The organism is Natronorubrum tibetense GA33, assembly GCF_000383975.1.
Lineage (GTDB): Archaea > Halobacteriota > Halobacteria > Halobacteriales > Natrialbaceae > Natronorubrum > Natronorubrum tibetense.
Map to the genome: position 1 here is coordinate 1,659,103 of NZ_KB913017.1, position 11,719 is coordinate 1,670,821.

Annotated in this window: 9 protein-coding genes; 5 read left to right on the plus strand and 4 right to left on the minus strand. The window is 64.9% G+C overall.

The genetic code is table 11. The annotated features are described in order from the left end of the window. The first annotated feature begins 87 nt into the window (after positions 1–87). Complete coding sequence (locus NATTI_RS0108605) at positions 88–2,733, plus strand: heavy metal translocating P-type ATPase (protein WP_019991750.1); 2,646 nt, start codon at positions 88–90, stop codon at positions 2,731–2,733. A gap of 213 nt (positions 2,734–2,946) precedes the next feature. On the opposite strand, the gene NATTI_RS0108610 is transcribed toward NATTI_RS0108605, so the two are convergent. Both NATTI_RS0108610 and NATTI_RS0108615 read right to left on the minus strand, forming a co-directional pair. Then, on the minus strand, positions 2,947–4,002 hold the full coding sequence (locus NATTI_RS0108610) for a stage II sporulation protein M (RefSeq protein ID WP_006092630.1): 1,056 nt from the start codon (positions 4,000–4,002) through the stop codon (positions 2,947–2,949). A 112-nt stretch (positions 4,003–4,114) separates the two neighbouring features. Next, positions 4,115–5,059 carry a phosphotransferase family protein gene (locus NATTI_RS0108615; protein WP_006092629.1) on the minus strand — a complete coding sequence of 315 codons (945 nt, stop codon included), beginning with the start codon at positions 5,057–5,059 and terminating at the stop codon, positions 4,115–4,117. Positions 5,060–5,190: 131 nt separating this feature from the next. Here NATTI_RS0108615 and NATTI_RS0108620 point away from each other — a divergent pair, with 131 nt between their 5' ends. From NATTI_RS0108620 to NATTI_RS0108640, 4 genes are all read left to right on the plus strand, one after another. Then, positions 5,191–5,940 carry an FkbM family methyltransferase gene (locus NATTI_RS0108620; RefSeq protein WP_019991751.1) on the plus strand — a complete coding sequence of 250 codons (750 nt, stop codon included), beginning with the start codon at positions 5,191–5,193 and terminating at the stop codon, positions 5,938–5,940. A gap of 100 nt (positions 5,941–6,040) precedes the next feature. Continuing rightward, positions 6,041–7,339 (plus strand): amidohydrolase, encoded by a 1,299-nt coding sequence (locus NATTI_RS0108625; RefSeq protein WP_006092627.1) that lies wholly within the window; start codon positions 6,041–6,043, stop codon positions 7,337–7,339. Between the two features lie 147 nt (positions 7,340–7,486). After that, positions 7,487–8,161 (plus strand): hypothetical protein, encoded by a 675-nt coding sequence (locus tag NATTI_RS0108630; RefSeq protein ID WP_006092626.1) that lies wholly within the window; start codon positions 7,487–7,489, stop codon positions 8,159–8,161. Between the two features lie 705 nt (positions 8,162–8,866). Continuing rightward, a complete protein-coding gene (locus NATTI_RS0108640) occupies positions 8,867–10,201 on the plus strand; it encodes an adenosylhomocysteinase (protein ID WP_006092624.1) in 1,335 nt (444 codons plus the stop codon). Between the two features lie 295 nt (positions 10,202–10,496). On the opposite strand, the gene NATTI_RS0108645 is transcribed toward NATTI_RS0108640, so the two are convergent. Next, positions 10,497–11,285 (minus strand): PAS domain-containing protein, encoded by a 789-nt coding sequence (locus NATTI_RS0108645; RefSeq protein ID WP_006092623.1) that lies wholly within the window; start codon positions 11,283–11,285, stop codon positions 10,497–10,499. Between the two features lie 93 nt (positions 11,286–11,378). Further along, positions 11,379–11,636, minus strand: coding sequence for a HalOD1 output domain-containing protein (locus NATTI_RS0108650; RefSeq protein WP_006092622.1), 258 nt, complete (start codon positions 11,634–11,636; stop codon positions 11,379–11,381). Positions 11,637–11,719: the final 83 nt, after the last annotated feature.

The window sequence follows — 11,719 nt, forward strand, 5'->3', positions numbered from 1 at the left end:
TTCGGTTTACTTTCGAAACTCGAATCAAGAGATATTCTCACTTTCCAAGACACAACCCGCTTGAACGTCTATCCCCTACACTGATACATGAACACCAGACGTGCGCACCTCGAGATCACCGGCATGTCCTGTTCGACGTGCTCGGGGACCGTCGAGGACGCAGTTGCGGCCCTCGAGGGCGTCGAGTCGGCGAGCGCGAACTACGCGACGGACGAGGGGACGGTCGCGTACGATCCCGACGTCATCTCGCTGGCCGAGATTCACGATGCCATCGAGGACGCGGGCTACGAGGCGGCCTCGGAGACGGAGACGATCACGGTTATGGGGATGTCGTGTTCGACCTGTTCGGGCTCCGTCGCGGACGCGGTCACGGAGCTGCCGGGCGTGATTCGAGCGGACGTGAACTTCGCGTCGGACGAGGCTCGCGTCGAGTACAACCCCAATGATGTCTCGCTGAGCGAAATTCACGCGGCCATCGAGGCGGCCGGCTACGAACCCGTCCGCGACGAGCGCGACGACGCCGACGGGACGCAGGGCTCGAGCCGGCGCGAGCGCGCCGTCGAAAAGGAACTGCGGCGACAGCGACGACTGGTGATCGGCGGGGGGATCCTCACGCTTCCGTTCGTGCCGATCATGCTTGCGATGCTCGGGCTCGTCGAGTTGCCCCACCTGGGCGAGATCGGACTCGGCGTCGCGACCGTCTCCGTCATGGGGCTTCTCGAGTTCGCCCTCGCAACCGCGCTGATGGCCACGCTCGGGATGGAGTTCCTCCGTGGCGCCTGGCGTGCGTTCTCGCACAACCGGCGGGCCAATATGGACACGCTGGTCGCGATGGGTACGTCCGCGGGCTACGTGTACAGTACGGTCGCCCTCTTCGGACTCATCACGAGTGAGGGGCTCTACTTCGAGGCCGTCGCGTTCATCCTCTGGTTCATCACGCTGGGCAACTGGCTCGAGGTCCGATCGAAAGCTCGGGCCGGCAACGCACTGCGCGAACTCCTACAGATGGAGGCGGAGGAGGCGACCGTCGTCGAAAATGGCGACGAACGCCAGGTTCCCCTCGAGGACGTCGTCGTCGGCGACGTGATGAAGGTCCGCCCGGGCGAGCGGATCCCGACCGACGGCGTGGTCGTCGACGGCCAGAGTGCCGTCGACGAGTCGATGTTGACCGGCGAGTCCGTCCCGGTCGAGAAAGGCGAGGGCGACGAGGTCGTCGGCTCGACGATCAACGAGAACGGCGTCCTCCTCGTGGAGGCCACCAAGGTCGGCTCCGAGACGGCCATCCAGCAGATCGTCGACCGAGTGAAGGAGGCCCAGTCGCGCCAGCCCGAGATCCAGCGGCTGGTCGACAAAGTGAGCGCGTATTTCGTCCCCGCGGTGATCCTCAACGCCATCCTCTGGGCGACGCTCTGGTTTCTCTTCCCCGACGCGCTGTACGGTGTCTCGTCGGCGCTGGGGAGCTGGATTCCGATCCTCGAGCCCGTCGGCGGCGGTCCCGTCGTCGGTGGCGTACCGATCCTCGAGTTCTCGGTCGTCGTCCTCGCCTCGGCGCTGCTAATTGCCTGTCCCTGCGCGCTGGGGCTGGCAACGCCGGCCGCGACGATGGTCGGCTCCACCCTCTCCGCCACGAACGGCGTGCTGTTCAAGGGCGGCGACGTGCTCGAGCAGGTCCGCGGCATCGACACGATCGTCTTCGACAAGACGGGGACATTGACCCACGGCGAGATGGTGTTGACGGACGTCGAACTCGTCGGGGAGCGGACGGCGACCGATGGTGGAGATACTGCGACGGATGGCGGTCTCCTGACCGACCGCGAGGAGGACCTCGAGTCGCTCGTCCTCGGTGCCGCGGCGACGGCCGAATCGGGCTCCGAACATCCGATCGCCCGCGCGATCGTCGAGGGCTGTGAGAAACGAGGAATTGAGGTCGGCGACGTCAGCGAGTTCGAAAACGTCCCCGGCCACGGCATCCGCGCCGAAACCGACCGCGGCAGCGTCCTGATCGGTCGTCGGAAACTCCTCGAGGACGCGGGAATCGACACCGAACCCGCCGAAGAGACGCTGACCCGACTCGAGCGCGAGGGAAAGACGTCGATGCCGGTCGCCGTGGACGGCCAGTTGCTGGGCGTGCTCGCCGTCGCTGACGAGGTCCGTGAGAGTGCCACAGAGACCGTTGCGGCCCTCCGCGATCGGGGCACCGAGGTCGTGATGCTCACCGGCGACAACGAGCGGACGGCCCGTGCGGTGGCCGAGCAGGTCGGAATCGATCCCGACAACGTGCGCGCAGAAGTGTTGCCGGATGACAAGGCAGACCATATCGAGGACCTGCAGGCTGACGGGGCTCGAGTCATGATGGTCGGCGACGGCGTCAACGACGCGCCCGCGCTCACGACCGCACAGGTCGGCGTCGCCATCGGTTCGGGCACCGACGTGGCCATCGAGTCGGCCGACGTGACCCTGATGCGCGACGATCCGGCGGACGTGTTGAAGGCCGTCAGAATCTCGGAGGCGACCATCTCGAAGGTTCGCCAGAACCTGTTCTGGGCCTTCGCCTACAACACGACGCTGATCCCCATCGCCTCGCTGGGGCTGCTGAATCCGGCGCTGGCCGGGCTGGCGATGGCCGCCTCGAGCGTGAGCGTGATGGCGAACAGCCTCTCGTTCGCGAAGTACGATCCCCACGAGGATTATCGGCTAGCGGTACTGAAGCCGCTCGAGTGGCTCCGGCGGTAGTCGAGGTGACTCGAGTCGGACCCGGCGAACTGGTCGTTCGGTCGCGTCAGTCGCTATCACCCGTTTTTACACTATTCAGAACCCGGTACACGATCTGTTCTCGCTCCGTCGGTCTGGAACGCCAGTTTAGAGACTAGCTCGCCTATCCCACGTATGCCGACCGGAACGACGTGTCGATACTCGTTCGCGAGACCGATGTCGTTCTCGAGCGTCTCAGCCCATTTGTCCCGGAAACAGTGCGTCCGCGATGAGAAACGTCACGTAGGCTTCGACGAACGCGGCAAGGACGAGGATCAGCCACGCGAAGACGACCAGCGCGGTGGTCCGGAGGAGATATCCCTTGGTGAACAGCGCGTCTCGAGTGCCGGCGATTCGCTGCCCAGCCCGATAGACGAATCGAAAGCCCACGCCGGCGGCGATGAACAGCGCCGGCAGTTCGAAGATGCCGTGGGGAACGAGCAACGCGAGAATAACGCCGAATCCGGTTTCCGATCCGGCGAACACGGCGATGTTTCCGACGAGCACGCCGTTGAAGACCATGATCACGAACGTCAGGAACCCCAGTGTGAGCGCACCGAAGATCGCGGCCAGAAACGGCGGCGTGTTGTTCGCGATGAAAAACGAGGCCGAGAGCTCGAGTCCGGCTTCCTCGCCGAGTTCACCGTCCGTTCCACCGGGGAGTTCGTCCTCGCCGAACTCCTCCATGATCATCTCGAGGAAGAAGTCGATCAGGTTCACGCCGGCGAAGTAGAGCAGTGCACCGAGGAGGGCACCGACGGCGAACAGTCCGGTCGAGAACCAGACGTACAGCCGGTGTTCGGCCCAGGCGTCGTCGAGGTGGCCGAAAACGGCGGGCGACGCCGTCCGACCGACGAGCGCGATGGCACCGAACCCCGCACCGAGGACGACGGCACCGGCGGCGGCCGTGGGCGCATCGTAGGCGACGAAGATCGCCGCAGCGCTCGCGAGTGAGACCACCGCGAGCGCGACCGTGAGCGCGGTCCAGTTGCGGACCGTCTCGGGATCCGGCGGCTCCGGGGGTTCCGAGCCTCGTTCTCGAGGGGGATCCGCGTCCGGTGTTGGACTCGAGGACGGCTCCCCACGCTCGTCACCGATGTCGACGGTCGGCCGGTCGTCGACTCGAGACTCTTCGCGGTTGTGCTCCCAGTCGCGATTCACGCCGTATCCTTCGCGGCCCTCGGCGGCCGCTTCGTCTCGACCGTCGTGACCCTCGGTCCGACCGTCGCGGTCGTCCCTGTTTCCGTTCATAGTTGGCGTGTCGACAAATGAGAGGATAAATCCGCCGACTGTCCGGGGCGGACCCCGCTCCGACCCCGCGCAACGCTCTCGAGACGAACGCACGACCCGTTTCGGCTTCGACTCACTCGACTAGCCGCCGCACCTGCGTCCGGAGCTGTCGTCGACCGCGGGGCTCACGAGCGATCCGCAGGTAGTTCGCCCCTGACTGAGCGACCCACAGCAGTTTGTAGACCGGCGCTCGCCGGTCGAAACCGGTCTCGAGGGGCGCGCAATTCGCGTACGTCCGTCGAAATAGCTCTTGAAGCTGTTTCCGTTCGGCCCGTGGGAGCCGGCCCGCGTAGACGTCGACGAACCGGGCTTCCGCTCGAGCGAGTGCGTACTCGGCGTGTGTAACGTGGGCGTTGCCCCAGTCGAGGACGGCCGTAACGGCACCGTCGTCGTCGACGAGGAGATTGCTCGGCTGGTAGTCGCCGTGGGTCAGGACCGGACGGCAGTCTTCGTCACCCGCCAGGGGGACCGGCACCCTCGTCAGTGGCCACCCGGGATCGACGGCGTGCCAGCCGTCGGGCTCCCGAAGACGGAGCGACCGGTCGTCCGCACCGCGTGCCAGTCCGCCGACGCGGTCGAACGCGAGCGCCGATGTCCCGTGGAGCCGTCCGAGAAGTTCGCCGGCATCGGCGACGAGCCGTCGGCGAACGGTCGGCTCGAGTTTGTGATACCGAGGCCCGGGATTCGCCCCCTCCCGAAACTCGTAGATCGCCCACCGCTCGAGGGGATCGTTCGATCCGTCAGCGAACGACCCTGACGCGAGGACGCGGGGAACGGGCAGGTCGGTCGCTGCGGTCATATACTCGAGGACGAGCGGTTCGATCACGTCGCCCGTCCAGACGCTCGCTCCGCCGCGCTTGCAGACGACTCGGGACGGCGGCTCGTCTCCGTCCCCGTCACCCGTCTCGAGCCGACAGACGACGGTCTCGGCGACCGATCCCGAACGGGGCCGGTACCGCGACCGGACCTCGGCCTCGAGCGCGTCGGCGACGATTCGGTCGACCGTTTCCCCGACCATGCTCGAGGGGGTACACCGGGTTGCGACGTAGTCGTTTGGCCGAACTCCGTCGTTTGCGTCGGCGTAGGGACCGCATATACAATCGGGTTCGTCTCGAGAGCACTGCGTAGATGGCAACCCCGGGTGCATCGATGGTGAAACGGACACTCCGTGCCGCTCGTAGCGTCGGTTACCGGAGCTACTACCGGCTCGCCGCCGCGAACTACGACCGCGAACTCCTCGCGCGGCGAAATCGGACGCCGGCGGGGATGTTTCGCTGTTACGAGCCGCTCAACCGCCACGGAAGCGACGCGATGCTCGCGGAGCTGGCCGCCTGCTGTGGGCCGGCGGCCGTCGTCTACGATATCGGCGCGAACGTTGGAATCTACGCGCTCGCGCTGACGAGCGGTGCTCCCGACCGACGAGTCGTCGCGTTCGAGCCGTCGCCGGCCGCCGTCGAGCGACTGCGGCGAAACGTTCGCGCGAACGACCTCGAGAGTCGGATCGACGTCCTGGCCTGCGGTGTCGGTGACGACGCCGGCGACCGTCCGTTCTACATCTCGACGTACCCCGAACTGTCGGCGTTCGACCGCGCGAGTGCAACCCGCTGGGCGGCTACCGTCGCCGACGTTCAGTCGGTTCCGATCCGTCGGCTGGACGATATCGTGGTCGAGGCCGATATCCCACCGCCGGATCACCTGAAAATCGACGTCGAGGGCGCGGCCCCCGCTGTACTCCGTGGTGCTCGAGCGACGCTCGAGCGCCATCGACCGACCGTATTCGTCGAAATCCACGACGAGGGGCTCGCGGGTGACGTGCCGGGAAAAACGAGGGCGATACTCGAGGCGGTCGACTACGAAGTTTACGAGCGAGAGCGTTACTGGCGGTGCGAACCGCCCTAATTGCGTGCTGTCGTGCCCGCGAATCGCTGCGGGCGTACGACCGGCGGGTGGGCGACTCCCTTTCGACAGTATAAGGCCCTCGCGGGAGAAATCCCGACCTATGACGACACTGGCGATCACCGGCGGGCAGGTGCTGTTGCCCGACATCACGGTCACGCGCGCGGACGTACTGGTCGATCAGGACGACGGCGAGATTCTCGAGATCGGCGACGACCTCGCGGACGAGGCCGACGAAACCCTCGACGCCACCGATTCGCTGGTCACGCCCGGCTTCGTCAACGGTCACTGTCACGTCGCGATGACGCTCATGCGCGGCTACGCCGACGACAAGTCTCTCGACGCCTGGCTCCAGGAGGATATCTGGCCGACCGAAGCCGAACTGACACCCGACGATGTCTATCACGGGACGCGACTCGGCGCGCTCGAGATGATCAAATCCGGCACGACCGCCTTTGCGGACATGTACTTCATGGTCCCGAACATCGCCGACGCGGTCGAGGAGGCCGGTCTCCGCGCTCGACTGGGTCACGGGATCGTCACCGTCGCATCCGACGACGAGGAGGCCCGCGAGGACGCTCGAGAGGGCCTCGAGGTGGCCGAAGCACTCGACGGCCGCGCGGACGGCCGGATCTCCACGGCGTTTATGCCCCACTCGTTGACGACGATCGGCAGCGAGTATCTCGAGGAGTTCGTCCCGCAGGCTCGCGACCTCGGCGTCCCGGTCCACTACCACGCGAACGAGACGACGAACGAAGTGACGCCGATCGTCGAGGAACACGGCGTCCGACCGATGGCCTACGCCGCAGAGCGCGGGATGGTCCAGGAGGGCGATTTCATCGCCCACGGCGTCCACCTCGACGAAAGCGAGATCGGCCTGCTCGCCGAAGCCGGCACGAGCGTGGTCCACTGCCCGGCCTCGAACATGAAACTGGCCAGCGGAATGGCCCCCGTTCAACGCATGCTCGACGCCGGCGTGACGGTGGGCATCGGCACCGACGGCGCGGCTTCGAACAACGACCTCTCGATGTTAGACGAGGCCCGCGACGCGGCCATGATCGGCAAACTCGAGACCGGAGACGCGAGCGCGGTGCCCGCCGAATCGGTGGTCAAGATGATGACCCAGGGCAGCGCGGACGCCATCGGTCTGGATGTCGGTCGGCTCGAGGCGGGTGCACCAGCCGACATCGCCGTGATCGACCTCGAGTCCGCTCACCTGACCCCGCGCCACGACCTCGTGAGCCACCTCGCGTACGCGGCGGCGGCGTCCGACGTCCGCCACACGATCTGTGACGGGCAGCTGCTCATGCGCGACCGCGAGGTGCTGACGCTCGACGAGGAGGCGGTTCGAATGCAGGCGAGCGAAGCCGCCGAAGCGCTGGTCGACCGCGCCGAAAGCTGACCGTTCTCTCGATCGGGCGTGAACGAAAACTAAACCCTCAAAACGTATTATAAACGCTCGAAACGGTTTTGCAACCGTCTTACTGGCACGGAATCGTCGAGAACTGCCGGGTGGGTTTATTCAGGAAGTGCTGAATGTCTCGAGTGGATGAGCAATCGAAAACTATTCGCAGTGGTGTTCGCCGCTGTCGTGGTGCTGTCGGCGCTCGCACTGCCGGGCGTTGTCGCAGCGAGCGCGGCCGCGGACGCAGCAACTAACAGCGGTGAGGACGATGCGTCGATCACCGTCGAATCGACCGACGACGGATACTCCGTCACCGTGGACGGAGAGGTCGTCGAAAACGTCAATGTGACCGTTTCGACCGTCGACGAGAGCGCCTCGTACGCGGATACGGGAACGCACACGACTGACGAGGACGGAACGTTCTCCCTCGAGGCCCCGGAGAACCAGACTGAGGTCGAACTCGTGGCGTCCGACAACGACGAGACGATCGCCACGTCGACAGAGACGCTCGAGCCGATCGACGAAGGAGCGGAGAACTTCGGACAACTCCTCGCTGACTTTAAAGAGACCGAGTTGACCGACGACGAGCCGCGGGGACTCCAGATCGCGTCCTTCGTCGTCGAGAACAACCCCGGTAACGCACCGGACCACGCCGGCCCGCCGAGCCACGCCGGCCCGCCGAGTGAGGACGACGAGGACCGACAGGGACCACCGGCTCACGCCGGTGGCCCATCGGATGAAATCGACGATGACGAGTCCGACGGTAACAACGGCCAAGGCGCCGGGCCGCCCGAGCATGCTGGCGGCTCGTCTGATTGATAACTGTTGAGAAGTTCGATATTTTCTGGCTCTTCAGGTGGCTGACGGGCCAAATACGGATGTCAGAGGACGGCTTTCCGATCGGGTTGTCAGAGGCACGATCCCGTCACTGACGTTCGAACCATCACTTATATGCATTAGGTTTAAATACGGCTGTATAATAGGCAGAAATATGTCTGTAACCCAACAATCGAGTCGTCATACCCTACCGATGATGGCTGTGAAATCAGTACCAAACGTACTCACAAGAGGATCATTAGTTAACTAATGAGTGTCTCCGTGAGGCTTCGTTCTTTTTCGAGTCCGTTGATCCGAGAGTTCGCACTCGGACTGTTTCTCCTGGGAGGAACCCACCTGTTTGTCGTTGATGTCCGATCGTTCGCGTCAACTGGCGTGGCGCCGTCGATCGTGGCAGGCGTCGTCGCTGGAGCGGTCGGTTCAGCCGTGCTCGACCACAGCGAACGTTCGAAGGCTGCAACGGCAGTTGTCGTTCTCGTTGCGGGTCTTGGATTTGCGATTAGCTGGAGTACCGCGGCCGTAGTTGTTGGATCGGATTCTGCGTCCGCTCGTATTCCAGCGTTCGCGCTCGCACTGCTCTGTGGGCATATCGGTATCCGACTCGTCGACGGCCTCGATCGCCCGAAACGGAGATGAGCCTTCCGTGACTTCGGTAGCGTTTTGCCTCCGGTCGCACTCTGTCAACGTATGACCGACACTGCGTATCCGCCGATCAGCGAGCAACTGGCGGAAGCCGCCGAGCAGAGCTCGACGAATCCTGAAATGGAATTTCAGGATCTCGAGGCCGCACAGGAGGAAGGCCGCCGAAAGATGGACTGGGCGAACCAGCACATGCCCATCTTAGAGCACGTCCGTGAGGAGTTCGTCGCCAACCAGCCCTTCGAGGGCGAACGCATCGCGATGGCGATGCACGTCGAGGCGAAGACAGCGATCCTCGTCGAGACGCTTGCCGAGGGCGGCGCGGAAGTCGCCGTTACGGGCTGCAACCCGCTGTCGACCCATGACGACGTTTCCGCTGCACTCGACACTCACGAGAACATCACGAGCTATGCCAAACGCGGCGTCGACGACGAGGAGTACTACGCCGCGATCGAGGCCGTCATCGCCCACGAGCCGACCGTGACGGTCGACGACGGGATGGACCTGGTCGCCGCGATCCACGAGGACTACCCCGAACTGATCGACGGCATCGTCGGCGGAGCCGAGGAGACCACCACGGGTGTCCACCGCCTGCGCGCGATGGACGAAGACGGCGCACTCGACTACCCCGTCTTCGCGGTCAACGACACCCCGATGAAGCGCCTGTTCGACAACGTTCACGGCACCGGCGAGTCCTCGCTGGCCTCGATCGCCATGACCACGAACCTCTCGTGGGCCGGCAAAAACGTCGTCGTCGCCGGCTTCGGCTACTGCGGGAAGGGCGTCGCCCGGAAGGCGTCGGGCCAGAACGCGAACGTCATCGTCACCGAAGTCGAACCGCGCCGCGCACTCGAGGCCCACATGGAGGGCTACGACGTGATGCCGATGGCCGACGCGGCCGAGGTCGGTGACGTCTTCCTGACGACGACGGGCAACCGCGACATCATTGTCGAAGAGCACTTCGAATCGATGCAGGACGGCGTCCTCCTCGCCAACGCGGGCCACTTCGACATCGAGATCGACCTCGAGGCGCTCGACGATCTCGCGGTCGACCGCTACGAAGCCCGCGACGGCGTCGAAGCCTACGAACTCGAGGACGGTCGCCGACTCAACGTTATCGCCGAGGGGCGACTGGTAAATCTTGCGGCCCCCATCTCGCTGGGCCACCCCGTCGAAGTGATGGATCAGTCCTTCGGTATTCAGGCCGTCTGCGTGCGTGAAATGCTCGAGAACAGTGACGCCTACGAGGCCGGCGTCCACGACGTTCCCGACGAACTCGACAAGGAGATCGCCGAGATCAAACTCGCGGCCGAAGGCGTCGACTTCGATTCGCTGACTGACACCCAGCGCGACTACATGGGGAGCTGGGACCACGGGACGTAGGCGATTTCACTTTGCTGCGGTGGCGCGCACTGGCGACGCGCTCGAACAGTGAGAGCACGTCGTCGACAGTGCGCGAGGGATGAGCGAGCGCCTCTGGCGTGAGCGTAGCGCGGAACCGCAGGTTCCGCGGACCATGCGAACGGGTGCGAAGCACCCGTGAGCAGAAATCGGTTGGGGAGGCCGTGGAAATCGTTGCCGCTAGCACGAGCAGAACGCTTGTCTGTACCAGCGGTTGCTCCGAGAATAGCCTCGGTATCTCTCACACGCAACTTCACAACTCGAGCACCGCGTCCGGTTACGCTGTCTCGTTCGTTCCACCGTCACGAGCCGGCGTGTCCACCCCGAACACGAGGCTCCCGTCCTCTAACCCCCCGAGCCGAACCCTGACGTCGAACGGCTCGCCCGATCCTCGCAGTCCGGTACAGCTCCCGGTCCAGCGCCAGCCGTCCGCGACGGTCGGGATCGCGGTGGCCTCGAGGCGTTCGACACAGTCGTCGGTGAACAACGTCTGCCAGACCGTCCCGCAGAGCGCGTCGCGATCGGCGCCGAACTGCATCGCGAACGATCGGTTGGCGAACTCGAGATGACCGTCGGGCGCGGCGATGGCGACCGCGTCCTGGGCGAGTTCGACGCTGGCGAGCGATCGGCGGGAGAGGGCGGCGAGTCGGCGGTGTTCGACGAGCGTCTCGACGCGGTGGCGCAGTCGGTCGGGAAGCGTCGTCGTGTCGGGGTGGGCGACGCAGTCGGCCCATCGATGCCTGTGGATCGCGTCGACGGCGACCGACGAGTCGTGGCTGTCGTCCACGAGAAAGACGATCGGCAGTGCGGGCGTTCGGTCAGTCATCCGATCGAGCAGGTCAAGGCCGTCTCCGTCCGCCAGCGTGTACTCGCTGACGAGACAGTCGACGTCCTCGAGCCGCGCCATCGCGTCCGTGATCGACTCGGCCGTCCGGATCGTGAACTCGTCCCCGGTGGTCGCCTCAAGGCGGTCACCGGACTGGTGACCGTTTGCGACGACGAGCGCAGTGATCGGGTCGGAGACCGGTGTGCAGTCGCCGTCGCTCGTCGCAGTCGACGGAATCATTTCCGCCGGGCCTCCGCTCGAGTCGGTCGATCGAGCCGGGCGCTGTCGATCATCGGTATCGAGCGTGTCGCACGGGCCGACAGTAGCCACCGCTTACGCACGAACATGAACCGTTCCGTCGATCAGGATGGTCCCGTCGCTTCGGACTTCGACGGCGTGATCGCCGTACGAGAACTGTACCCGGCCGTTGACCGTCGTGTTCCCCGAAAATAGCTGGTCGAGCGCTTCGGGATCGACGACGTGATAAAGGGGCTCGAGTTCGGTCGGATCGGTCTCGGTCGCGTCGGCGAGGGCGTCGATAACGGTGAGACTGATCGAATCGTTGTGGTAGTCGAGCGTCGCTTCGGGCATGATATCCGTTCGAACGCGAACGATGGCTATTCTCCTGTTCATTATACACGTAATCTCGCCCCGGTGGCGACACTACGTGTATA